Annotated in this window: 21 protein-coding genes; 18 read left to right on the top strand and 3 right to left on the bottom strand. The window is 67.6% G+C overall.

From position 1 onward, the window contains the following. Window positions 1–49 precede the first annotated feature (49 nt). Entirely contained in the window at window positions 50–811 is a 762-nt protein-coding gene (gene tpiA, locus ACSQ24_RS11760; RefSeq protein WP_436094847.1) for a triose-phosphate isomerase, read from the bottom strand. Between the two features lie 149 nt (window positions 812–960). Between tpiA and ACSQ24_RS11755 the strand changes: the two genes are divergently transcribed. The 5 genes from ACSQ24_RS11755 to ACSQ24_RS11735 all read left to right on the top strand — a co-directional run bounded on the left by ACSQ24_RS11755 (window position 961) and on the right by ACSQ24_RS11735 (window position 7,577). After that, window positions 961–2,868 carry a SurA N-terminal domain-containing protein gene (locus ACSQ24_RS11755; protein WP_436094846.1) on the top strand — a complete coding sequence of 636 codons (1,908 nt, stop codon included), beginning with the start codon at window positions 961–963 and terminating at the stop codon, window positions 2,866–2,868. 10 nt (window positions 2,869–2,878) lie between these two features. Then, on the top strand, window positions 2,879–4,393 hold the full coding sequence (trpE, locus tag ACSQ24_RS11750; protein ID WP_436094845.1) for an anthranilate synthase component I: 1,515 nt from the start codon (window positions 2,879–2,881) through the stop codon (window positions 4,391–4,393). 220 nt (window positions 4,394–4,613) lie between these two features. Beyond that, on the top strand, window positions 4,614–5,588 hold the full coding sequence (locus ACSQ24_RS11745; RefSeq protein ID WP_436094844.1) for an ABC transporter substrate-binding protein: 975 nt from the start codon (window positions 4,614–4,616) through the stop codon (window positions 5,586–5,588). A gap of 274 nt (window positions 5,589–5,862) precedes the next feature. Then, window positions 5,863–6,786 (top strand): ABC transporter permease, encoded by a 924-nt coding sequence (locus ACSQ24_RS11740; protein ID WP_436094843.1) that lies wholly within the window; start codon window positions 5,863–5,865, stop codon window positions 6,784–6,786. Then, a complete protein-coding gene (locus tag ACSQ24_RS11735; protein WP_436094842.1) occupies window positions 6,783–7,577 on the top strand; it encodes an ABC transporter ATP-binding protein in 795 nt (264 codons plus the stop codon). Before ACSQ24_RS11740 ends, ACSQ24_RS11735 begins: the two co-directional genes overlap by 4 nt. A gap of 167 nt (window positions 7,578–7,744) precedes the next feature. On the opposite strand, the gene ACSQ24_RS11730 is transcribed toward ACSQ24_RS11735, so the two are convergent. After that, window positions 7,745–8,659, bottom strand: coding sequence for a LysR family transcriptional regulator (locus tag ACSQ24_RS11730; RefSeq protein ID WP_436094841.1), 915 nt, complete (start codon window positions 8,657–8,659; stop codon window positions 7,745–7,747). 107 nt (window positions 8,660–8,766) lie between these two features. Here ACSQ24_RS11730 and ACSQ24_RS11725 point away from each other — a divergent pair, with 107 nt between their 5' ends. The 13 genes from ACSQ24_RS11725 to lexA all read left to right on the top strand — a co-directional run bounded on the left by ACSQ24_RS11725 (window position 8,767) and on the right by lexA (window position 20,566). Continuing rightward, complete coding sequence (locus ACSQ24_RS11725) at window positions 8,767–9,960, top strand: MFS transporter (protein WP_436094840.1); 1,194 nt, start codon at window positions 8,767–8,769, stop codon at window positions 9,958–9,960. A 31-nt stretch (window positions 9,961–9,991) separates the two neighbouring features. Beyond that, entirely contained in the window at window positions 9,992–11,026 is a 1,035-nt protein-coding gene (locus tag ACSQ24_RS11720; protein WP_436094839.1) for an aldo/keto reductase, read from the top strand. 254 nt (window positions 11,027–11,280) lie between these two features. Next, a complete protein-coding gene (locus ACSQ24_RS11715; protein WP_436094838.1) occupies window positions 11,281–11,646 on the top strand; it encodes a YciI family protein in 366 nt (121 codons plus the stop codon). Between the two features lie 2 nt (window positions 11,647–11,648). Then, window positions 11,649–12,911, top strand: a complete 1,263-nt coding sequence (locus ACSQ24_RS11710) for an RNA polymerase sigma factor (RefSeq protein ID WP_436094837.1) — start codon at window positions 11,649–11,651, stop codon at window positions 12,909–12,911. Window positions 12,912–13,113: 202 nt separating this feature from the next. Continuing rightward, window positions 13,114–13,896, top strand: a complete 783-nt coding sequence (locus tag ACSQ24_RS11705; protein WP_436094836.1) for a DUF899 domain-containing protein — start codon at window positions 13,114–13,116, stop codon at window positions 13,894–13,896. A 141-nt stretch (window positions 13,897–14,037) separates the two neighbouring features. Beyond that, entirely contained in the window at window positions 14,038–14,589 is a 552-nt protein-coding gene (locus ACSQ24_RS11700) for an SRPBCC family protein (protein ID WP_436094835.1), read from the top strand. A 51-nt stretch (window positions 14,590–14,640) separates the two neighbouring features. Then, on the top strand, window positions 14,641–15,177 hold the full coding sequence (locus tag ACSQ24_RS11695) for a DUF1579 domain-containing protein (RefSeq protein WP_436094834.1): 537 nt from the start codon (window positions 14,641–14,643) through the stop codon (window positions 15,175–15,177). A 260-nt stretch (window positions 15,178–15,437) separates the two neighbouring features. Continuing rightward, window positions 15,438–16,055 carry an anthranilate synthase component II gene (locus ACSQ24_RS11690; RefSeq protein WP_436094833.1) on the top strand — a complete coding sequence of 206 codons (618 nt, stop codon included), beginning with the start codon at window positions 15,438–15,440 and terminating at the stop codon, window positions 16,053–16,055. Between the two features lie 14 nt (window positions 16,056–16,069). Next, a complete protein-coding gene (trpD, locus tag ACSQ24_RS11685; RefSeq protein WP_436094832.1) occupies window positions 16,070–17,083 on the top strand; it encodes an anthranilate phosphoribosyltransferase in 1,014 nt (337 codons plus the stop codon). A gap of 9 nt (window positions 17,084–17,092) precedes the next feature. After that, a complete protein-coding gene (trpC, locus tag ACSQ24_RS11680) occupies window positions 17,093–17,905 on the top strand; it encodes an indole-3-glycerol phosphate synthase TrpC (protein ID WP_436094831.1) in 813 nt (270 codons plus the stop codon). Continuing rightward, the gene (gene moaC / locus ACSQ24_RS11675) at window positions 17,902–18,390 is read left to right on the top strand and encodes a cyclic pyranopterin monophosphate synthase MoaC (protein ID WP_436094830.1); all 489 of its coding nucleotides are present in this window, start codon (window positions 17,902–17,904) and stop codon (window positions 18,388–18,390) included. The genes trpC and moaC overlap by 4 nt, the downstream gene beginning before the upstream one ends. Beyond that, entirely contained in the window at window positions 18,387–19,598 is a 1,212-nt protein-coding gene (locus tag ACSQ24_RS11670) for a molybdopterin molybdotransferase MoeA (RefSeq protein ID WP_436094829.1), read from the top strand. Before moaC ends, ACSQ24_RS11670 begins: the two co-directional genes overlap by 4 nt. 236 nt (window positions 19,599–19,834) lie before the next feature. After that, window positions 19,835–20,566, top strand: coding sequence for a transcriptional repressor LexA (lexA, locus tag ACSQ24_RS11665; RefSeq protein ID WP_284170052.1), 732 nt, complete (start codon window positions 19,835–19,837; stop codon window positions 20,564–20,566). Here lexA and ACSQ24_RS11660 read toward each other — a convergent pair. Then, window positions 20,560–22,821 carry a ComEC/Rec2 family competence protein gene (locus ACSQ24_RS11660; protein WP_436094828.1) on the bottom strand — a complete coding sequence of 754 codons (2,262 nt, stop codon included), beginning with the start codon at window positions 22,819–22,821 and terminating at the stop codon, window positions 20,560–20,562. The genes lexA and ACSQ24_RS11660 overlap by 7 nt on opposite strands. Window positions 22,822–22,858 lie beyond the last annotated feature (37 nt).

Below are 22,858 nucleotides of genomic sequence, written 5' to 3'. Positions count from 1 at the left end.
CCCACCCAACCCTCCCCACCGCAAGCGGGGGGAGGGCTTGAGCATTTGATCAGGCGCAGGCGCGCGCGATCGAAAGGAAGTCCTCGGCCTTGAGACTGGCGCCACCGACGAGCGCGCCATCGACATTGGCGACGTTCATGAGTTCCACCGCATTGCTCGGCTTGACCGAGCCGCCATAAAGCAGCCGGACACCGGCCGCCATCGCCTTGCCGAGGATACGCCCGAGCTCGGCGCGGATCGCTTCATGCATTTCGGCGACATCCGCCGCCGTCGGCGTCAGACCGGTGCCGATCGCCCAGACCGGCTCATAGGCGACGACAAGGGAGGCCGCCGTCGCGCCGTCGGGCACCGAGCCGCGCAGCTGCTTCTTCACCACGGCCAGTGCCTTGCCGGCCTCTCGCTCGTCCTTGGTCTCGCCGACACAGATGATCGGCGTCAGCCCTGCCGCAAGCCCCGCCTCGGCCTTGGCCTTGACCGTCGCGTTGCTTTCGCCATGCAGGGTGCGGCGCTCGGAATGACCGACAATCGCGTAGCTCGCGCCGGCATCGACCAGCATCGCTGCCGAGGTTTCGCCGGTATAGGCGCCGCTCGCATGGGCGCTGCAATCCTGCCCGCCGGTCGCGATGCGCGAACCGATCAGCGAAGCCGTCAACGTGAAGAGCAGTGTCGCGGGCGGGCAGATGGCGAGGTCGACGGCGCGTCGCAGTGCCACGTCATGGCCCTTGGCGACCTCGGCGGCGATGGCGAGATCGGCCTTCAGCCCGTTCATCTTCCAGTTGCCCGCCACCAGCGGCTTGATCGTTCGTGTCACGGCTGCTCTCCAATTCTTGTCCGTTCGGCTCTAGCAATGCCGTACCCCGATCGCAATCGAGGCGATCCAGAGCGATTGCCGGGAGCCGTTGCTCTTCCTATAAGCGGCGCGCAGCGGCATGGCCGCGAGAGGATCGGGAAGACAAGACCATGATGATGCAGGGCATCCGCAAGGCGGGGCAGAGCTTGATCGGCAAGCTCATCATCGCCGTGATGTTCGGCTTCCTGATCATCTCCTTCGCGGTCTGGGGCATTGGCGACATCTTCCGTGGCTATGGCCGCAACGCCGTCGCCGTCGTCGGCAAGACCGAGATCGGCCTCGAGCAGGTGCGCACGGCCTATCAGAACGAGGTCCAGCAGCTGACGCGCCAGCAGCGCCGCCAGATCAGCCCCGAACTGGCGCGGGCGCTCGGCCTCGACCAGCGCGTGCTTTCGCGCCTCGTCACCGATGCGGCACTGGACCAGACCGCCACTAGGCTCGGCCTCGCTGTTTCCGACGAGACCGTCCGCAACATCCTCTTCAACGATCCGAACCTGAAGAACGCTTCCGGCCAGTTCGACCCCAACCGTTTCAACGAGCTGCTGCGCGCGACGGGCGTCAACGAACAGGGCTTCGTACGCGAGCAGCGCGCCGTGACGATGCGCCAGGAACTCGCCGAGATGGTGGTCGGCGCGGTCACGGCCCCCGGCGCGCTGCAGGAGCTCGGCCATCGTCTGCGCCATGAGAAGCGCGAGATCGGCTACGTCACCTTACCCGACAGCGCTGCCGGCGAGATCGCCGCTCCGGCCGAGGACGCGCTGCGCAAGTATTTCGACGAGCGCAAGGCCGCCTTCCGCGCCCCCGAATATCGGACCGCCAATGTGCTCGTCCTGACGGCTGCCAACCTCGCCGACCCCGCCAAGGTCAGCGAGGCCGACGCCCGCGCCCGTTACGAGCAGGTCAAGGCCCAGCGCTTCGGCTCGGCCGAGCGCCGCACCGTCCAGCAGATCGGCTTCCCCTCCATCGAAGAGGCCCGGGCTGCCAAGGCGAGGATCGACGCCGGCGAGACCTTCGAGGCGGTCGGCGCCAGCCGCAACATCGCCGCCGCCGATCTGACGCTCGGCACCTTCACCCGCGAGGGCCTGTTCGACCCGGCCGTGCGCGACGCAGCCTTTGCCCTGGCGCAGGGCGCGGTCAGCGAGCCCGTGCAGGGCGGTTTCGGCATCGTGTTGCTGCGTGTTCCCACGATCGAGCCGGCACGGCTGAAGAGCTTCGAGGAGGTCGCCGACGAAGTCCGCCGCGACGTCGCCACCTCGCGTGCCGCCGAGCAGATGACCGAGCTGCATGACAAGATCGAGGACCAGCGCGCCTCGGCCAAGCCGCTGGCCGAGATCGCCAAGGAGTTCGGACTTGCGCTGCGCTCGTTCGGCCCGGCCAATTCCAGCCTCGGCAAGGCCGATGGTACGCAGGAGACCGCCCTCCCCGGCGGCGACGCGACGCAGCAGGCGATCTTCCGCACCGATATCGGCGTCGACAACGAGGCGATCCGCCTGCCGAGCAATGGCGGCTATGTCTGGTTCGACGTCAGCAAGATCGACCCGCCGCGCGAGCGCAGCTTCGACGAGGTCAAGGCCGAGGTCGAGAAGCAATGGCGCGCCGACGAGATCGCCTCCCGCCTCTCGGCCAGGGCACGCGAGATCGTGCAGAAGCTCGACGCCGGCGAGAAGCTCGACGCGCTCGCATTCGCGCAGGGCCTCGCCTTCGAGGATGCGACGCTCGGCCGTCAAGACCAGAGCGACGCCCTGCCGCGTAACGTCGTCTCGCTGGTCTTCGGCACGCCTGCCGGCAAGGCCGGTTCGGCTGCGGTCGACAATGCCGGCCGAGTCGTCTTCCAGGTCAAGGCGGCGACGGTCACCCCTTATGTCCGCACCGCCGAGGAAGCCGAGAATTTCGTCCGCCTGCTGACATCGAGCATCAGCGAGGACATCCTCGCCCAATATGTCGGCAAGCTGCAGAACGATCTCGGCGTCCAGGTCAACCAGGCGGCGCTGCGCAATGCCACCGGCGGCCAGAACTGAAGCAGGCCATATGGAACCGGCCGCCGACTTCGCCCGCTTCGCCACCGCCTACGCGGCCGGCGAGCCACAATTGCTGACGCTGTCGCTGGTCGGCGATTGCGAGACGCCGGTCGGCGCCTTCCTCAAGCTGCGCCAGGCCCATCGCGGCCCCGCCTTCCTGCTGGAATCCGTCGAGGGCGGCGCCGTGCGCGGCCGCTACTCGATGATCGGGCTCGACCCAGACCTGATCTGGCGCTGCCATCGCGGGCAGGCCTCACTCTGCCGTCCTGCGCAAGGCGAGGATTTCGTTTCCGATCCGCGTCCCGCCTTCGACTCCCTGCGTGCCTTGCTCGCCGAGAGCGCGATCCCCGATCGCGACGGACTGCCGCCGATGGCTGCCGGCGTCTTCGGCTATCTCGGCTACGACATGGTGCGACTGATGGAGCGTCTGCCCGAGCCGAAGGCGACCGGGCCGGACGTGCCCGACGCCATCCTGACGCGGCCGACGCTGATGGTGGTGTTCGATTCGATCCGCGACGAAATCACGGTGGTGACACCGGTCAGGCCTCAGGCTGGCGTTTCGGCCCGCATTGCTCATGAGCGAGCGCAGGAGCGGCTCGATGCGGTGGTGCGGGCGCTCGAAGGTCCCCTGCCCGCCGAGGCCGGCATCGATATCGCCGCGATTCCCCATCCCGAATCCGTCTCGAACACCAGCGAGGCCGAATTCCACGCCATGGTGGCGACGGCGCAGGAATATGTCCGCGCCGGCGACATCTTCCAGGTCGTGCTCTCGCAGCGCTTCGAGGCGCCGTTCGAATTGCCGCCCTTCGCGCTTTACCGGGCGCTGCGGCGGGTCAATCCGGCGCCCTTCCTCTGCTATCTCGACTTCGAGCGCTTCCAGGTCGTCTGCTCCAGCCCCGAGATCCTGGTCCGGCTACGCGACGGCAAGGTCACGATCCGGCCGATCGCGGGCACGCGGCCGCGCGGCGCCACGCCGGCGGCTGACGAGGCGCTCGCCGACGAGCTGCTGGCCGATCCGAAGGAACGGGCCGAGCATCTGATGCTGCTCGATCTCGGCCGCAACGATGTCGGCCGGGTCGCTGAGATCGGCAGCGTCAGCGTCACCGATTCCTTCTTCATCGAGCGCTATAGCCAGGTGATGCACATCGTCTCGAACGTCGAGGGACGCATCTCCGGCGAGCACGACGCATTGTCGGCGCTCGCTGCCGGCTTCCCGGCCGGCACCGTCTCCGGCGCACCCAAGGTGCGCGCCATGGAGATCATAGACGAGCTCGAAAAGGACGGACGCGGCGCCTATGGCGGCTGCATCGGCTATTTCGGCGCCAATGGCGAGATGGACACCTGCATCGTCCTGCGCACCGCGGTCGTCCAGGACGGCCGCATGCAGGTCCAGGCCGGCGCCGGCATCGTCTACGATTCGAATCCGGCTTCCGAACAGCTCGAATGCATCAACAAGGCGAAAGCCCTGTTCAAGGCTGCCGAGGAGGCCGTCCGCTTCGCCGCGCGCAGCCGGCGGGGGCAATGATCCGGAGGCGCTCGCTCGCATGCGCAAGTCCCACAGGCGCATGCGGCCTGCTCACTTGCGCGACGCAATTTCGCCCGCGCATATTGCCGGTAATCGAGATCGCCGCTCACTAGCCTGAGGTTGCTTTGGGCGGCCCTCATCATTGAACACGACAAGACCTTGTCGGCCCAGCCAATGTTTGCAGCAGGCAAGACAAGGCTCGACACTGGGAGACGAAACAATGCGTTTCAAAGCAACCATGATTGGCGGCAGTCTCGCTCTGGCACTTCTGGCCGGCACGGCCGCATTCGCGCAGCAGGCTCAGAAGGTGACCGTCGCAGTCACCGCCATCGTCGAGCATCCGGCGCTCGATGCCGCCCGCGACGGCGTCAAGAAGGCGCTTGAGGATGCCGGTTACAAGGACGGTGCCAACCTCACCTTCCGCTATGAATCGGCGCAGGGCTCCCCGGCGACGGCAGCGCAGATCGCCCAGAAATTCGCCGGCGAGAACCCGACTGTGATCGTCGCGATCGCGACCCCCTCTGCCCAGGCGATGGTCACGGCGACGCAGACGATTCCGGTGGTGTTCACCGCCGTGACCGACCCGGTCGCGGCCCAGATCGTCAAGGACAGGCAGGCGCCGGGCGGCAACGTCACCGGCATTTCCGACTTCTCCCCGCTGGAAGCGCAGTTCGACCTGATCAAGGAACTGGTCCCGACGGCCAAGCGGATCGGCATCGTCTACAATCCGGGCGAGGCCAACAGCGTCGCCCTCCTCAACGCGGTCAAGGCCCTGGCGCCCGCCCGCGGCCTCCAGATCGTCGAGGCCTCGGCCGGCCGCACCGCCGATGTCTCCGGCGCGGCGCAGAACCTGGTCGGCAAGGTCGACGCGATCTATCTGCCCACCGACAACACCATCATCTCGGCGCTCGGCACGGTTCTGAACGTCGGCGCCGACAACAAGCTGCCGGTCTTCACCGGTGATACGGAGTCGGTCCAGAAGGGCTCGGTCGCCTCGATCGGCTTCGACTATTTCCAGGTCGGCGTCGAGACGGGCGCGGTGGTCGTGCGCGTCCTCAAGGGCGAGAAGCCCGGCACCATCCCGGTCAAGAATGCCAGCGGCAGCAACCTCGTCATCAACACGAAGGCCGCGGCCGCCATGGGCGTGACCATCCCGCCGGCGGTGCAGGCGCGCGCCAAGCAGGTGATCAATTGATCCGCATCGCCGAAACAGGGCAATCGTTCGAAAGGATTTTCTGCGGTTGCCAGCGGGCTCAGGCCCTCCCCCCGCTTGCGGTGGGGAGGGTTGGGTGGGGGGCAGTGCCGCTCGGCGCGACCTTGAAGAAGACGCGAGCCCTGCTTTGCGGCCCCCCATCCCTAACCCTTCCCCACCGCAGGCGGGGGGAAGGGGACGCGCGCGACCTTCAAGCGAAGGCCCCGATCTTCGAAAATCGTGTCGTCATTCAAGGCTTGCATCGGCAGGGCGACCGATGAGCCTCATCGCCACCCTGGGCGCCATCGAGATCGGACTGGTGTTCGCTCTCGTGGCGCTCGGCGTCTACATCACCTTCCGCGTGCTCGACTTTCCGGACCTCACGGTCGACGGCACCCTGCCGCTCGGCGCCGCGGTCGCGGCAGCGATGATCGCGGGCGGCGTCAATCCTGTCTTCGCCACACTGGCGGCGATCGTCGCCGGCTGCCTTGCCGGCACGGTCACCGCCTGGCTCAACATCCGCTTTTCGATCCTGCACCTGCTCGCCGGCATCCTGACGATGACGGCGCTGTTCTCGATCAATCTGCGGGTCATGGGCGTGCCCAATATCCCGCTGATGAACCGGCCGACGGTGATCGACTTCTTCGCCTGGCTGAACCCCTTCATCGCTGCCATGGGGCTGCCCGCCCGCCCGGCCTTGCGGGTGCTCGCCTTGCTGATCATCGTCACCGTGATCGCCGCTTTGCTCGCCCGCTTCCTGAAGACCGAATTCGGGCTTGCCATGCGCGCCACCGGCGCCAATCCGCGCATGGCCCGCGCACAGGGCATCCGCACCGACATGTACATCTATGTCGGCGTCGCCCTCTCCAACGGCCTCGTCGCTCTGGCCGGCGCCCTGTTCGCGCAGACGGCGGGCTTCGCCGATGTCAGCATCGGCACCGGCACCATCATCGCCGGCCTTGCCGCCGTTATTCTGGGCGAGACTATCTTCCGCTCGAGGTCGATCGTTGTGGCAGTCTTCTCCTGTCTGATCGGCGCCATCGCCTACCGTCTCGCCATCGCGCTCGCCCTGAATGCCGGCTGGCTCGGCCTGCGCGCCTCCGATCTCAATCTCGTCACCGCGGTGCTGGTCGGCATCGCTCTGATGCTGCCCACCGTCGCCAATCCGCTGCGCGGCCTGTTCAAGCGGAGCGCGTCATGATCAGCGTTCGCGATGTCCACGTTACTTTCGGACGTGGCACACCGCTGGAGAACCGGGCGCTGCGCGGGCTCGACCTGACGGTGTCGGATGGCGAGTTCATCACTGTCATCGGCTCCAACGGCGCCGGCAAGTCGACGCTCCTCAATGTCCTCAGCGGCGACGCCCGGGCCGAAAGCGGCACGGTCGAAGTCGACGGCATCGACGTGACGCGCTGGCCGACGCCGAAGCGGGCCGGCCTGATCGCCCGCGTCTTCCAGGACCCGATGGCCGGCACCTGCGAGCGCCTAACGATCGAGGAGAACATGGCGTTGGCCCAGGCGCGCGGGCGCAGTCGCGGTCTCGGCCCGGCACTCGACAAGCCGCGCCGCGCCCTGTTCCGCGACAAGCTGGCGATGCTCGGCCTCGGGCTGGAGAACCGACTCGGCGATTCGATGGGGCTCCTGTCGGGTGGGCAGCGCCAGGCGGTCAGCCTGCTGATGTCGACGCTGGCGGGAACCAAGACCCTGTTGCTCGACGAGCATACCGCCGCGCTCGATCCGCGCACGGCCGCCTTCGTGCTCGACCTGACGCGGCGCATCGTCGAGGACCAGAAGCTGACCGCGCTGATGGTCACCCATTCGATGCGCGACGCGCTCGACCATGGCAGCCGCACCGTGATGCTGCACGAAGGCAAGGTCGCCTTCGACATCGCCGGCGAGCGCCGCAAGACAATGGACGTGCCGGACCTCCTGCAACTGTTCAAGCAGGTACGTGGCGAGGAGCTCGCCGACGACAGCCTGCTGCTCAGCTGAGTCCTCCGCCGTCATTCCGAGGCGGCGCGAAGCGACGAGCCCGGAACCCATGAACAGCACGGCGCCGAACATTCGCTACGGCAACCGCGACACCTTTGCGTCGAATCCTGTGTTCATGGATTCCGGGCTCAGGCCTTCGGCCTGCCCCGGAAAGACGGTGGATTCGCTCAGGCTCGTATCCGGACATTCCGGGCCAGGAAATCGATGAAGGCGCGCATCCGCGCCGGCACGAAGCCGCCCTGCCCGAGATAGACGGCGTGGATCACCTCGATGTCGCCGGCATTGAAATCCTCCAGCACCGTGACGAGCCGCCCGGCGGCGATCTCGGCCTCAGTATGGAAGCGCCCGAGCCGCGCGAGGCCGACGCCGGCGACGGCAAGCTGGCGCGCCGTCTCGCCATCGCCGACCATCGTATTGCCGACCGCAGCGATCGAGATCAGCTCGCTGCCGACGCGAAACGGCCAGCCCTCGACCGAACGGGCGAAGTTGAAGCCGATCAGGTTGTGCTTCTCGAGCTCGGCCGGCGTCTTCGGCTCGCCATGGCGGGCGATGTATTCCGGCGACGCGACGACGGCGACGCCGCTCTCGCCGATCTTGCGCGCCATCAATTGATTGCCACGTAGGGGCCCGGGCGCCACCCGGATCGCGATGTCGGCCCGCTCCTCGATCAGGTCGACGACCTGATCGGTGAAGACGAGATCGAGCGAGAGCTCGGGATGCTCGGTGAGGAAGGCCGGCACCAGCGGCAGCAGCACATGATTGCCGAAGGCGATATTGGCGTTGACGCGCACTCGGCCGCGCGGTGCTCTCCCGGCGGCCGCCTCGCATTCCGCCTCGGCGATGTCGGAGAGGATGGTGATGCAGCGCTGATGGAACGCTTGCCCCTCGGCGGTCAGTTGCAGCTTGCGCGTCGAGCGGTTGATCAGCCGGGCGCCAAGCCGGGCCTCCAGCCTTGTGACGAGCTTGCTGACGGCTGACGGCGTCATGCCGAAGAGCTTGGCGGCAGCGGAAAAGCCGCCTCGCTCGACCACGGCAGAGAACACCTCCATCTCGCCGGAGCGGTTGCTGAGCAGAGCTGCCATGATGAACTCAAGTCACAAGTGATGTTACGGGCGGCATCCTAGTTCATCCCGCTGCGTTGCACCATCTGGCTGGGACCCGTTCCCTTGCGCCCTGCGCGGAGCCTCCCATGCCCATTGCCGTTTATGCCCTCACCGCCGGTGCCTTCGGCATCGGCACCACCGAATTCGTCATCATGGGCCTGCTGCTGCAGGTCGCGACCGATCTCGGCATCTCCGTCTCGATGGCCGGCCTGCTGATCTCCGGCTACGCGCTCGGCGTCTTCGTCGGCGCGCCGATCCTGACGCTGGCCACGCGCAAGCTGCCGCGCAAGCAGGTGCTGATCCTGCTGATGGCGATCTTCACCCTCGGCAACATCGCCTGCGCGATCGCGCCGAGCTACGGTCTCCTCATGGCCGCGCGCATCATCACCTCGCTGGCGCACGGCACCTTCTTCGGCGTCGGCTCGGTCGTGGCCACCAGCCTCGTTCCCGAAGACAAGAAGGCTTCGGCCATCGCTGTGATGTTCACCGGCCTCACCATCGCGACCCTGCTCGGCGTCCCTGCCGGCGCCTGGCTCGGCCTGCACTTCGGCTGGCGCGCCACGTTCTGGACCATCGCCGCGATCGGCGTCATCGCCATGCTGGTGCTCGCCCGCCTCGTCCCGGCCGACAAGGACAAGGTCGAGGTCGCGCCGTTGCGCCAGGAACTCGCCGTGCTCGCCGAACCGCAGGTGCTGTTCGGCCTCGCCATGACAGTGCTCGGCTTCGGCGGTGTCTTCGCGGTCTTCACCTATATCCAGCCGATCCTGGTCGAGATCACCGGCTTCTCGCAGGAGGCCGTCTCGCCGATCCTGCTGCTCTTCGGCCTCGGCCTGATCGTCGGCAACATGCTGGGCGGCAAGCTCGCCGACCGCAACCTACCCGTCGCTTTGCTCGCGACCACCGCGACGCTCGCCATCGTGCTCTTCGCCATGACGGCGGCGCTGCGCTCGCCCGTCGCGGTCACCATCTTCGTCGGCTTGATCGGCGCCGCCGCCTTCGCCACCGTCGCGCCCCTGCAGATGCGCGTGCTCGACAAAGCCGGACCTGCCGGGCGTAATCTCGCCTCCAGCCTCAACATCGCCGCCTTCAACCTCGGCAATGCCTTCGGCGCCTGGCTCGGCGGCGTCACCATCGACCACGGGCCGGGACTGGCGGCCGTGACCTGGGTCGCCGCCCTCGTGCCGCTGGCGAGCCTGGTGCTGGCCGTGATCAGCCTGCGTCTCGACAAGCGCGAGCGGGTGGCGCTCCAGACCGCCCCCGTTTCCTGCCCGCAATCATAAATATCAACGGCTTCGCAGAAGGAACTCGACCATGGACTACAGATATCTCGGCCGCTCCGGCCTGAAGGTCCCGGCGCTCAGCTTCGGCGCCGGCACCTTCGGCGGCCAGGGCCCGCTCTTCAGCGCCTGGGGCACCAGCGACGCCAAGGAGGCGACCCGTCTCGTCGACATCTGCCTGGAGGCCGGGGTCAACCTGTTCGACACCGCCGACGTCTATTCGAACGGCGCCTCCGAGGAGGTGCTCGGCGCCGCAATCAAGGGCCGGCGCGACAAGGTCCTGATCTCGACCAAGATGACGCTGCCGATGGGCGACGGCCCCAACGATGCCGGCTCCTCGCGCAGCCGCCTGATCGACGGCACCGAGGCGGCGCTGCGCCGGCTCGGCACCGAGCATATCGACCTGCTCCAGCTCCATGCCTTCGACGCCTTCACCCCAATCGAGGAGGTGCTGTCGACGCTCGACGTGCTGGTCCGCGCCGGCAAGATTCGCCAGGTCGGCGTCTCCAACTTCGCCGGCTGGCAGTTGATGAAATCGCTCGCGCTTGCCGAGAAGCATGGCTTCCCGCGCTATGTCGCGCATCAGGTCTATTATTCGCTGGTCGGCCGCGACTATGAGTTCGACCTGATGCCGCTCGGCCTCGACCAGGGCGTTGGCGCCCTCGTCTGGAGTCCGCTCGGCTGGGGCCGCCTCACCGGCAAAATCCGCCGTGGCCAAGCCCTGCCCGAGGGCAGCCGGCTGCACCAGACGGCCGATTTCGGCCCGCCCGTCGATGACGAGAAGCTCTACGACATCGTCGATGTACTCGACGAACTCGCCAAGGAGACCGGCAGAACAGCCCCGCAGATCGCGATCAACTGGCTGCTGCAGCGCCCGACCGTCGCCTCCGTGATCATCGGCGCCCGCAACGAGACGCAATTGCGCGACAATCTCGGCGCCGTCGGCTGGGCGCTGGCGCCCGAGCAGATTGCTAGGCTCGACACCGCGAGCGCGACGGTTCCGCCCTACCCGGCCTTCCCCTATCATCGCCAGGAGGGCTTCGCCCGGCTCAACCCGCCGGTGGTGTGACGCAACGATCCAGCAAATTTCTCAGCCCTCATCCTGAGGAGCGATCGCAGATCGCGTCTCGAAGGATGCTCCAGTTATCCCCGCTGCCTCTTGGAGCATCCTTCGAGACGCCGCTTCGCGGCTCCTCAGGATGAGGGCTGAGGATGAAGTTCGATTGCATGAATGCGGTATGCTCTCCGGCTTGATTTTTTCTGCCCGGCCTTGTCGGCTGCCGGCCTGGCCAAACGTCCTTGGCCTGAACCGGAGCGCTGCGCATGCACTACGCCATCCTTTGCTATCATTCCGAAGAGGTCGTCATGGCCTGGTCGAAGGAGCAGAACGACGAGGTCATGGGCCGCCTCGAAAAGGTCCGCCAGCGCCTCGCCAAGGAAGGCAAACTCGGCCCGGTCGCGCGGCTGCTGCCGACCACCGCCGCGACGACCCTGCGCAAGGACCGCGACCCGCCGCTGATCCTCGATGGCCCCTTCGCCGAGACCAAGGAGCAGTTCCTCGGCTTCTACGTCGTCGACGTCGCCGATCTCGACGAGGCGCTCGGCATCGCGCGCGAGCTCGGCGAGGCCAATCCGGGCGGCGCCTTCGAGGTCCGCCCGCTCGCCGTCTACTATCCGGCCGGAGTCTGATCATGGCGGAGATCGCCTGGATCCATGCGGCGCTGACCTCGGCGCGCCCTCAGGCGATCAGCGCCCTGCTCCGCTATTTCCGCGATCTCGACGTCGCCGAGGAGGCCTATCAGGAGGCCTGCCTGAGGGCGCTCCGGACCTGGCCGCAGAACGGCCCGCCGCGCGATCCCGCCGCCTGGCTGATCTTCGTCGGCCGCAATGTCGCGCTCGACCAGGTCAGGCGGCAGAAGAAGCAGACAGTCCTACCGGAGGACGACCAGCTCTCCGATCTCGACGATGCCGAGAGCGAGGTCGCCGAGCGGCTCGACGGCGGCCATTACCGCGACGACATCCTGCGCCTGCTGTTCATCTGCTGCCATCCCGACCTGCCATCGACACAGCAGGTCGCGCTGGCGCTGCGCATCGTCTCGGGGCTGACCGTCAAGCAGATCGCCCGCGCCTTCCTCATCGGCGAAAGCGCAATGGAGCAGCGCATCACCCGCGCCAAGGGCCGGGTCGCCGCCGCCAACGTGCCCTTCGAGACGCCGGGACCGGTCGAGCGAGCTGAGCGCCTCGCGGCGGTGGCGGCGATGCTCTACCTCGTCTTCAACGAGGGTTATTCCGCCAGCGGCGCCGAGAGCGACCGCCGCCGTCCCTTCAGTGAGGAGGCGATCCGGCTGATGCGGCTGCTGCTGCGGCTGTTCCCGACCGAGCCGGAGATCATGGGGCTGTTGGCGCTGATGCTGCTCCAGCACGCCCGGGCACCGGCCAGGCTCGACGCGAATGGCCAGATCATCCTGCTCGAGGATCAGGACCGCTCACTCTGGGATCGCGAGATGATCGCGGAGGGGCTCGCTCTGGTCGACAAGGCGATGCGCCATCGCAGGCCCGGCCCCTACCAGGTCCAGGCGGCGATCGCCGGCGTTCATAGCCGCGCAGAGCAGCCGGGCGAGACCGACTGGGCCCAGATCGACGTGCTCTACGCCACGCTGGAGCATATCCAGCCTTCACCGGTGATCACGCTCAACCGCGCCGTAGCCATCGCCAAGCTGCGCGGGCCGGAGGCGGCGCTCGCCACGGTCGAGCCACTGGAACAGCAGCTCTCGGGCTATTTCTACTTCTTCGGGTTCAAGGGCTGGCTGCTGATGCAGCTCGGCCGCAGCCGCGAGGCGCGCGCTGCCTTCGACCGTGCCATCGGGCTCGCCGGGTCGGCTAGCGAAGCCGCCCATATCCGCCAGCACATCGACCGGCTGATGCGCGAGGGCGAGCCGGCCGCAGCCGGTTGAGGCCGGTAAAGCATCGCTGCTAAAAATTTCTCCGGTGTCGTGTCGGCGCCAGGTCCGCTCATTCGTCCTTGCTGCAAAGGGGCGGCGAGTGAATGCGCTGGTCGGATATGGCCAGGGCAGAAAACTCGCCGATGACAACCGCTTGCTTCGGAATCCTCAAGTCTCGGGATCGGAAGCGGCCATTGCAGCGAGGAGACCGACCATGACGCAGACCACCGTCAGCAAGGAAGACTGGATCACCGCCCGCAAGGCCCTGCTCGTCAAGGAGAAGGAGCTCACGCGCCGGCGCGACGCGGTCGCCGCCGAACGGCGCGCCTTGCCGCGCATCCGGATCGAGAAGACTTATGTCTTCGACACGCCGGCCGGAAAGCAGACGCTCTCCGACCTCTTCCGCGGCCGCTCCCAGCTCATCGTCAAGCACTTCATGCTGGCGCCCGGCCAACTTGAAGGCTGCGTCGGTTGCTCCTTCGAGGCCGATCATGTCGACGGTGTGCTGAAGCATCTCGAACGGCACGATGTCGCCTATGTCGCGGTGGCGCGCGCGCCGCTGGCCGAGATCGAGGCTTATAAGCGCCGTATGGGCTGGCAGTTCCACTGGGTCTCGTCCCATGGCAGCGACTTCAACTACGATTTCGACGTCTCCTACACACCGGAGCAGCTCGCCAACAACGACGTCTTCTACAATTTCGAGACGATCGCCGCGCCGCTGGAGGACCTCTCGGGCTTCACCGTCCTCGAGAAGGATGCGGACGGAGAAATCTACCTGACCTATTCGACCTTCGGGCGTGGCGCCGAGGAGGTGCTCGGCACCTACATGTTCCTCGACATGACACCCAAGGGCCGCAACGAGACCGGGCCGGGCCGCAATCTGACCGACTGGGTCCGCCCGCACGACCGCTACGACACCCCCGGCAAGACCGACATGACCGGACGCTGGCGCGAGGAACCGGCAGCGGCCTGCTGCCATGCCCCGGCAGGGAGCTGATCGCCAAAGTAGCGGCAGAACGTGCCCGCCGCAGCGCGAAGAAAATTTTCACTCGCGTTGTCGGATCACCCGAGGCGCCAACGTCCTCGCAGCAGATGGGCGGACTACCAGCCCCGAAACGCCTGCAAATAGGAGTAAGCCATGCTCACCGCCATCGTCATCGCCGTGCTCGCTTTCGTCGCCGGCGTCCTCATTGTCGCCGCACGCAAGCCTGATATTTTCGAGGTCAGCCGTTCCGCGACGATCCGGGCAACGCCCGAGCGCATCTTCGCCCTGCTCGCGGACTTCCAGGAATGGGGCGTCTGGTCGCCCTATGAGAAGAAGGATCCGGCGATGAAGCGCAGCTTCAAGGGCGCGACCTCCGGCGTCGGTGCCGTCTATGCCTTCGACGGCAACAAGCAGGTCGGTACCGGCGAGCTCGCCATCGTCGAGGTCCAGGCGCCGGTGAAGCTCGCGGTGACGCTCGACATGACCCGCCCGATGGCCTGCAGCAACCTGATCACCTTCACGCTCGCCCCCAGCGAAGGCGGCACGCTGGTGACCTGGCGCATGGAAGGGCCCTGCCCGTTCATGGGCAAGCTGATGGGTACGATCTTCAACATGGACCGCATGGTCGGCGGCGATTTCGACAAAGGCCTCACCGCCCTCAAGCAGGCCGCTGAGCGGCCGAAACTGGTTGCTGCCGCGGCCTGACCAGCACGCGATCGACGTTCACCCGCAAGAAGCAAGCAAAGGAGGAAGACCATGACCAACGCAGCAGAACTCGACAAGCCGCAGGTCGGCGACCTGTCCGGCTGCATGCCGGCCAAGCCCCAGGCGGAGCATGAATGGCTCCACCAGCTCGTCGGCGAATGGACCTATGAGGCCGAATGCCTGATGGGACCGGACCAGCCGCCGATGAAGTCGTCGGGCACCCAGTCGTTCTCGTCCTTCGGCGGACTCTGGCTCGTCGGAGACGGCGCCGGCGCCATGCCGGACGGCAGCCCTGCGACGACCCGAATCACGCTCGGCTACGATCCGCAGAAGGAGCGCTATGTCGGCTCCTTCATCGGCTCGATGATGAGCAATCAATGGGTCTACACCGGCACGCGCAATGCCGCCGGCACAACGCTGACGCTCGACACCGAAGGCCCGGACTTCACTCAGCCGGGCAAGACGGCGGCCTATCAGGACATTCTCGAAATCAAGAGCCCGGACCATCACATCCTGTCCTCGCGCAGCAAGGGCGAGAACGGCGAATGGGTCCAGTTCATGACGGCGCATTACCGCCGGGTGAAGTGAGGCAGCCTTTGCGAGATCGTCATTCCGGACAAGCCGCATAGCGGCGCAGCTCCGGAATCCATCGAAGGGCACGACGCTCTACGATTGATTCCGGCACTCCGCTTCGCTCCAGCCGGAATGACGGTGTAGGTTGAGCCCGGGAATGGCCCCAAAAGCGAGGGCGCGGAGCAACCAGCTCCGCGCCCTCGCGCTTGACCGGCATGCGCGTTCGGGGGCATGTGCAAACCCCAAGAAACTGGGTTGGGGACGGCCTAGAGGCGATGCGCATCCTGCTGATCGACAATTACGACAGCTTTACCTGGAACCTGGTCCACCTGATCGGCGGGCTCGGCGCGAAAGTCGACGTGCGCCGCAACGACACGCTCTCCGTCGACGAAGCTCTCTCCGGCGACCATGACGCGATCGTGCTCTCGCCCGGCCCGTGCACGCCGAACGAAGCCGGCATCTGCCTCGACCTCGTCCGCGAAGGCGCAGATAAAAAGCCGATCTTCGGCGTCTGCCTCGGCCTGCAGGCGATCGGCCAGGTCTTCGGCGGCGAGGTGGTGCGTGCCCCCCTGCCGATGCACGGCAAGGTCTCGACCATCACCCACCGGGCGCGCGGCCTGTTCCACGGCATCAACGGCCCGCTCGAGGCGACGCGCTATCATTCGCTCGTCATTCGGCGCGAGAGTTGCCCGGCCGAGCTCTCGATCGAGGCCGAATCCGGCGACGGGATGATCATGGCGCTGTCGCATCGCGAGCTGCCGGTGCATGGCGTGCAATTCCATCCCGAGAGCATCGCCTCCGAGCACGGGGCGACGATCCTGCGCAATTTCCTCGATCTCGCCGAGCGATGGTCGCGCCATACGAACAAAGCCGCCCTTTCCGCGACAGCCTGATCGATCGAGTTCCCATGGACGACTTCAAACCCTTCATCGCCAAGGTCGCGACCGGCGCCTCGCTGTCGCGCGAGGAAGCCCGCGACGCCTTCGAGGCCATGCTCTCCGGCGAGGTCACCAATGCGCAGGCCGCCGCCTTCCTGATGGCGTTGCGCGTGCGCGGCGAGACCACCGAGGAGATCGCCGGCGCCGTCAGCGCCATGCGTTCGCGCATGCTCACCGTCGAGGCCCCGGCCGATGCCATCGACATCGTCGGCACCGGCGGCGATGCCTCGGGCTCCTACAATGTCTCGACCTTGGCCTCGATCATCGTCGCGGCTTGCGGCGTGCCGGTCGCCAAGCACGGCAACCGCGCCGCCTCCTCGCGCTCCGGCGCCGCCGACGTGCTGACCGCACTCGGCGTCAAGGTCGGGCTCGAACCTGCCGGCACCGAGCGCTGCATCGCCGAGGCCGGCGTCGGCTTCATGTTCGCGCCGACCCACCACGCCTCGATGCGCCATGTCGGACCGGTGCGCACCGAGCTCGGCACCCGCACCATCTTCAACCTGGTCGGGCCGCTTTCGAACCCGGCCGGCGTCAAGAAGCAGCTGATCGGCGCCTTTTCCGAGACCTGGCTCGAGCCGATGGTCAAGGTGCTGCAATCGCTCGGCTCCACGACGGTCTGGGCCGTGCACGGCTCCGACGGGCTCGACGAGATCACCACGACAGGCCCGACCCGCGTGATCGCGCTGAAGGACGGCAAGATCGAGAGCTTCTCGATCGCGCCCGAGGATGTCGGCATCGCCCGCGCCAGGCCTGAGGATCTGCGCGGCGGCGAGCCGGCGCAGAATGCACAGGCGCTGCAGGAGGTGCTTGGCGGGGCGAAGAGCGCCTTCCGCGACATCGCCGCCTTCAACGCTGCGGCCGCGCTCGTCGTCGCCGACAAGGCCGCCACGCTCGGCGAGGGGCTGGCGCAGGCCTATGCGGTATTGGACAATGGCAAGGCCAAGGCTGCGCTCGTGGCCCTGGTTGCCAGTTCGAACGCGTGAGGCTGCCCTATGTCCGACATCCTGAAGCGGATCGAGGCCTATAAGCGCGAGGAGATCGCTGCGGCGCGCACCGCGGTGCCGCAAGCCGAGATCGAGAAGCGCGCTGCGGCGATGCCGACGCCGCGCGACTTCATCGGCGCGCTCGAGGCCAAGCATCGCGCCGGTGGCCCCGCCCTGATCGCCGAGATCAAGAAGGCATCGCCATCCAAGGGCCTGATCCGCGCCGATTTCGACCCGCCGGCGCTGGCCAAGGCCTATGCGGCCGGTGGCGCAGCCTGCCTTTCGGTCCTGACCGACACGCCCTCCTTCCAGGGCCAGCCGGAATATCTCGCGCAGGCGCGCGCCGCCTCCGGCCTGCCCGGCCTGCGCAAGGATTTCATGTTCGAGCCCTACCAGGTCTTCGAGGCGCGGAGCTGGGGCGCCGACTGCATCCTGATCATCATGGCCTCGCTCGACGATGCCGCCGCGCGCGAGCTCACCGCCACGGCGAAGGCGCTCGGCATGGCCGCGCTCGCCGAGGTCCATGACGAAGCCGAGCTGGAGCGCGCGCTGAAGCTCGATACCAGGCTGGTCGGCATCAACAACCGCGACCTGCGCAGCTTCGAGCTCAACCTCGCCGTCACCGAGCGGCTGGCGCCGCGTGTGCCGAAGGACCGCCTGCTCGTCGGCGAGAGCGGCATCTTCAGCCATGCCGACATCGCCCGCCTGCAGGGCTGCGGCGTCAACACCTTCCTGGTCGGCGAGAGCCTGATGCGCCAGGCGGACGTGGCGGCTGCAACGCGCGAGCTTCTGACTGGCAAGACCACCGAGGCGGCGGCGTGAGCCGGCTCACCCATCTCGACCAGAAGGGCGCGGCCCATATGGTCGATGTCGGCGACAAGGCCGAGACCGTCCGGGTCGCGGTCGCCGAAGGCCATGTCGTGATGCAGGCCGAGACGCTTGCCATCGTCCGCGATGGCGAGGCCAAGAAGGGCGATGTGCTCGGCACCGCCCGCCTCGCCGGCATCATGGCGGCCAAGCGCGCGCATGAATTGATCCCGCTCTGCCACCCGCTGCTGCTCTCGAAGATCGCTGTCGACCTTACGATCGATGAGACCCTGCCCGGCGTACGCGTGCGTGCCGAGGTCAAGCTCACCGGCAAGACCGGCGTCGAGATGGAAGCGCTGACCGCCGTCAGCGTCGCCTGCCTCACCGTCTACGACATGGTGAAAGCGGTTGATCGCGCCATGCATATCGAAGGCATCCAGCTCGTGCATAAATCCGGCGGCAAGTCCGGAACCTATGAGCTGGCAGGGCGATCGGCATGAGCCTCACCCCCGTTCCCGTAGCGCTGCGAGCGCTGCTCGACAGCGTGCCAGGCCCGACACCAGCCGAGACGCTGCCGCTCGCCCATTGCGCCGACCGCGTGCTGGCCGAAGATGTCGCCGCACTCCGAACCCAGCCGCCCTTCGCCAATTCGGCCATGGACGGCTATGCCGCCCGCGCGACTGACCTGGAGCCCGGCAGGGAGCTCAAGGTCATCGGCGAATCCGCCGCCGGCCGCGGCTTTTCCGATCCTGTCGGCCCGGGCGAGACGGTACGCATCTTCACCGGCGCCCCCATTCCGAACGGTGCCGACGCGATCCTGATCCAGGAGCATGCCGAGGGTGTCGGCGGCCCGGTGATCCGCGTCGCCAAGCCGGCGAACAAGGGCCAGTTCATCCGCCCGGCCGGACTGGATTTTCAGACCGGCGCAATCCTGCTGAAGGCCGGCCACCGGCTCGACAGCGCCGCGCTCGGGCTCGCCGCAGCCGCCGGGCATCCGACACTCGCGGTCCGCTGCAAGCCGCTGGTCGCGATCCTCGCGACTGGCGATGAACTCGTCCTGCCCGGCGAGCCGGTCGGCCCCGACCAGATCGTCGCCTCCAACAGCTTCGCGCTCGCCGCACTGGTTGAGCAGGCCGGCGGCACGGCGCTCGATCTCGGCATCGCCCGCGACAACCATCCCGATCTCGCCGGCAAGATCGAGGCGGCACGCAGGGCCGGAGCCGACGTCCTGATCACGCTCGGCGGCGCCTCGGTCGGCGAGCACGATCTCGTCCAGGCGGCGCTGAAGGCGCAAGGCATGGAGCTCGGCTTCTGGAAGATCGCGATGCGCCCGGGCAAGCCGATGATGATGGGCCGCCTCGGCGCCATGGTCGCGCTCGGCCTACCGGGCAACCCGGTCTCCTCGATCGTCTGCGGGCATCTCTTCGCCATCCCGCTGGTCGAGGCTCTGCTCGGCATCGACGATCCCGAACGCGACCGCAGCGAGCCCGCCATCCTGGCCGTCGATCTGCCGGCCAATGACGAGCGCCAAGATTATCTGCGCGCCACCTTCGAAACCATCGATGGCGAGCGGCGTGTCAGGCCATTCGCCAAGCAGGATTCGTCGATGCTGGCCAACCTGGCGCGCGCCGAAGCTCTGGTGATCCGCCCGATCTTCGCCGAGGCCGCCAAGGCGGGCGATTCCTGCCGGATCATCCGGCTGCGCTAGCCGGGGCTCCTGCCCTCCTGCATCGTCACCCCGGACAAGCCGCGTCAGCGGCGCCGATCCGGGATCCATTTCTGAAGCGTTCCGGAATGGATCCCGGGCCTCCCTTCGGTAGCCCGGGATGACAACGCTCTGGAAGCGCGCGCTCTGCTCGGGCAATCCCTTGCGGAACACAAAGCGAACAGCTATGGTGTTCGTGCTTTGTTTCGATTCCAGCCCGAGAGGCGAGCGGCGCGACCATGCTGACACGCAAACAGTTTGAACTGCTTCGCTTCATTCATGAACGCCTGCGTGAATCCGGCGTGCCTCCCTCCTTCGACGAGATGAAGGACGCGCTCGATCTGCGCTCCAAATCCGGCATCCACCGGCTGATCATGGCGCTCGAGGAGCGCGGCTTCATTCGCCGGCTTCCCAACCGGGCGCGCGCCCTCGAGGTCATCAAGATGCCGGACGGCATCGGCGGACAGCAGGCGCAGCGCGCCCGCTTCAGCCCCTCCATCGTCCAGGGCGGGCTCGGCCAGACCCCGCCGGCACCGGCAGCCACCTTGGCGAAGCCGCGCCCGGCGGGCGCCGAAGAGAGCGGGCGCTCCACCGTCTCCATCCCCGTCATGGGCCGCATCGCCGCCGGCACGCCGATCTCGGCGATCCAGGACCGCAGCCATAGCGTCTCCATGCCCGCCGACATGCTTGGCGGCGGCGAGCATTACGCGCTCGAGGTCCGCGGCGATTCGATGATCGAGGCCGGCATCCTCGACGGCGACACTGTGGTGATCCGCAAGCAGGACAGCGCCAATACTGGCGACATCATCGTCGCGCTGATCGACGACGAGGAAGCGACGCTGAAGCGGCTGCGCAAGCGCGGCTCCTCGATCGCGCTCGAAGCGGCCAATCCCGCCTATGAGACGCGCGTGCTCGGGCCGGACCGGGTCAAGATCCAGGGCCGGCTCGTCAATCTGATGCGGCGCTACTGAAGCGCCTCTAGATCCTGTGCCGGCTCTGCAGTAGCGGAAATCGGTGCAGGAGCGGGTTCGGGCACCGGCCTCGTTTCCGGCCGCGCACGGGTCCAGGGACGCAGGCGTGCCACCTCATCCGCCGTATAGGAACGCCAGCCGCCGCGGGCCGCATGATAAGCGGTCGCGCCGTCGCGGATGAGCGCGCTGCGGTCGATCAATCGGGCAGCGCAAGGCGCGCTCCAATAGAGCGACGTCACCACGAGATCGGCGCGCTGGCAGTCCTCGACCAAAGCGATGCGGTCGCGCGTATAGGCGACGCTGCGGCCGTCCGGCAGGCGGATGACGCAACCACGCGCATCGCAGGCGGCGCCCGCGCGCAGGGCCGCATCGTCGGGCGAACGGGAATCGCCGTCGGCATGCAGCCATTGCGTCAGCACGAAGCGGCTCGGCTTGCCGGCGAGCACCATCCGCCCTTCTAGTCCACGCACCAGCACGCCCGAACCATCGCGCTCGATCAGGATATCGGGCTGCGACGGGGTCGAGGCCAGCGCCAGCCCGCCAACCAGCGGCAGCGCAGCAAGGAAACGTAGCGCCGTCGTCCACAGCGTCAGCCAGAGCAAGGACAACGAGAAGCAGATCAGGGCGAGCGAACCGAAGGCGGGCAGCACCACAGTCGAGCGGTCGATGCCGGCGACCCAATGCGCGAGCTGGAGCACGAGGCCGGAAGCCCAACCCATCAGCGCCCAGGCCGGCCAGTCGAGCCCGAACGGATAGGCGAGCACGCCGAAGACGGCGGCCGGCATCACGATCAGCGAGACGAAGGGCAGCGCCAGCGCATTGCCGAGCAGGCCGAACGGGTTGAAGGTCTGGAAGTGGAAGACGCCAAAGGGTGCCGTCGCCGCTGTCGCGACCATGGTCGTGGTCACGATACCCACAGCCGAGAGCCAGAGCGGCCGCAGCGGCCAGGGCCATGACGCCGCCGCCGCGTCGGGCGGGCGCTCCTGCCAGCGCTCGGCGAAGGCGATCAACGCCGCGACCGCCCCGAACGACATCTGGAAGCTCGGACCGAGCACCGCTTCGGGCTCGCGCAGCAGCACGATGATCGCGGCGAGCGCAAGGTTGCGCATGGAGAGCGCCGGCCGGTCGACCAGGATCGCCCCCAGCATCACCAGCGTCATGATCAGCGAGCGCACGGTCGCGACCTCAGCGCCGGAGAAGATGCAGTAACCGATGGCGCCTGCCATGGCGGCGAGCGCCGCGAGCTTCTTCACCGGCCAATGGAGCGCCGCCGTCTGCGACAGCGCGAGCAGCGCCCGCGCCAGCCAGAAGATCGTGCCGGCGGCGAGCACCATGTGCAGGCCGGAGATCGAGACGATGTGGTAGATGCCGGCGGCGCGCAGGTCGTTGTTGGTCGCTTCGCTGATCAGCCCTCGCTTGCCAGTGACCAGCGCCGCCGCCATCGCCCCGGCCTGCCCGCCGCCGCTCGTCGCGATGCGTTCGGTCAGCGCGTTGCGGGCCTGGTCGATCGCGACCGCCAAGGCGAGCCGGCGCGGCATCGGGCTCGGCGCCGGCGCGAGCGTGATCTTGCCGGCGATGCTGCCGACCGCGCCGATGCCCTGGAAGAAGGCGTCGCGAGCGAAGTCGTAGCCGCCAGGGCGTGCCGGGCCGGGCGGCGGCAACAGGCGCGCCGTCGCGCCGATATGGTCGCCGGGCTTCAACATGGTGACCGGCGTGGTGACGCGCACCCGGCGCGGCCTCTGAGTGGCTTCGATGCCAGGCAGGTCCGTGACCTGCACGACGATCCGCACGCCCTTGTCGCGTTGCTCCAGCGCCTCGACGAATCCGGTGAGCTTGCCGACATGGTTGCGGGCGAGCGCGGGCGCGGCGATGCCGGCCGTTCGCCAGGCTGCCGCCGCGAAACCGGCGAAGATGGCCGCGGCCGCGATGCAGACCGCCATGACGGCACGGCGCCGGCGCGTCAGCCAACTGGTGAGCGCACACAGCGCCAGCCCGGCAAGGGGCGCGCTCAGGCCCGGTTCACGATCGGCCAGGAAATAGAGCAGTACGCCGGCGCCCATGCAGACCGGCAACCAGTTGAAGAGACGTCGCCGCTCGACCTCGGTTTCGAGGGCCCGGCGAAACCGACCACCCCATTCGTGCAACGGCAACGTTGCGGGCCATGAGAGGCCACCGACGCGTCGCAAGCGCGCCGGCAAGGCCAGCACGCCGGCACGCACCCTGCTACGGCGCTGTTCTGGCCCGTAGGAGAGCATCCGTCCCCCCATCGCAGCCGCGCGAATGGTGAGCCCG

Source organism: Allobosea sp. LjRoot237, assembly GCF_964253285.1.
Taxonomy (GTDB): Bacteria; Pseudomonadota; Alphaproteobacteria; order Rhizobiales; family Beijerinckiaceae; genus Allobosea.
The sequence above is the reverse complement of the archived record's forward strand: the minus strand, read 5'-3'. Positions and strand labels throughout refer to the sequence as shown.

Bases quoted from the DNA above. Each gene is read 5' to 3' on its own strand.
- ACSQ24_RS11755 (WP_436094846.1), top strand. From the start codon at position 961: ATGATGATGCAGGGCATCCGCAAGGCGGGGCAGAGCTTGATCGGCAAG.
- ACSQ24_RS11735 (WP_436094842.1), top strand. From the start codon at position 6,783: ATGATCAGCGTTCGCGATGTCCACGTTACTTTCGGACGTGGCACACCG.
- ACSQ24_RS11690 (WP_436094833.1), top strand. From the start codon at position 15,438: ATGCGCATCCTGCTGATCGACAATTACGACAGCTTTACCTGGAACCTG.
- ACSQ24_RS11745 (WP_436094844.1), top strand. From the start codon at position 4,614: ATGCGTTTCAAAGCAACCATGATTGGCGGCAGTCTCGCTCTGGCACTT.
- ACSQ24_RS11730 (WP_436094841.1), bottom strand. From the start codon at position 8,659: ATGGCAGCTCTGCTCAGCAACCGCTCCGGCGAGATGGAGGTGTTCTCT.
- ACSQ24_RS11715 (WP_436094838.1), top strand. From the start codon at position 11,281: ATGCACTACGCCATCCTTTGCTATCATTCCGAAGAGGTCGTCATGGCC.
- trpD (WP_436094832.1), top strand. From the start codon at position 16,070: ATGGACGACTTCAAACCCTTCATCGCCAAGGTCGCGACCGGCGCCTCG.
- ACSQ24_RS11740 (WP_436094843.1), top strand. From the start codon at position 5,863: ATGAGCCTCATCGCCACCCTGGGCGCCATCGAGATCGGACTGGTGTTC.
- ACSQ24_RS11725 (WP_436094840.1), top strand. From the start codon at position 8,767: ATGCCCATTGCCGTTTATGCCCTCACCGCCGGTGCCTTCGGCATCGGC.
- ACSQ24_RS11720 (WP_436094839.1), top strand. From the start codon at position 9,992: ATGGACTACAGATATCTCGGCCGCTCCGGCCTGAAGGTCCCGGCGCTC.
- trpC (WP_436094831.1), top strand. From the start codon at position 17,093: ATGTCCGACATCCTGAAGCGGATCGAGGCCTATAAGCGCGAGGAGATC.
- ACSQ24_RS11710 (WP_436094837.1), top strand. From the start codon at position 11,649: ATGGCGGAGATCGCCTGGATCCATGCGGCGCTGACCTCGGCGCGCCCT.
- ACSQ24_RS11670 (WP_436094829.1), top strand. From the start codon at position 18,387: ATGAGCCTCACCCCCGTTCCCGTAGCGCTGCGAGCGCTGCTCGACAGC.
- ACSQ24_RS11700 (WP_436094835.1), top strand. From the start codon at position 14,038: ATGCTCACCGCCATCGTCATCGCCGTGCTCGCTTTCGTCGCCGGCGTC.
- lexA (WP_284170052.1), top strand. From the start codon at position 19,835: ATGCTGACACGCAAACAGTTTGAACTGCTTCGCTTCATTCATGAACGC.
- trpE (WP_436094845.1), top strand. From the start codon at position 2,879: ATGGAACCGGCCGCCGACTTCGCCCGCTTCGCCACCGCCTACGCGGCC.
- ACSQ24_RS11705 (WP_436094836.1), top strand. From the start codon at position 13,114: ATGACGCAGACCACCGTCAGCAAGGAAGACTGGATCACCGCCCGCAAG.
- ACSQ24_RS11695 (WP_436094834.1), top strand. From the start codon at position 14,641: ATGACCAACGCAGCAGAACTCGACAAGCCGCAGGTCGGCGACCTGTCC.
- ACSQ24_RS11660 (WP_436094828.1), bottom strand. From the start codon at position 22,821: ATGCTCTCCTACGGGCCAGAACAGCGCCGTAGCAGGGTGCGTGCCGGC.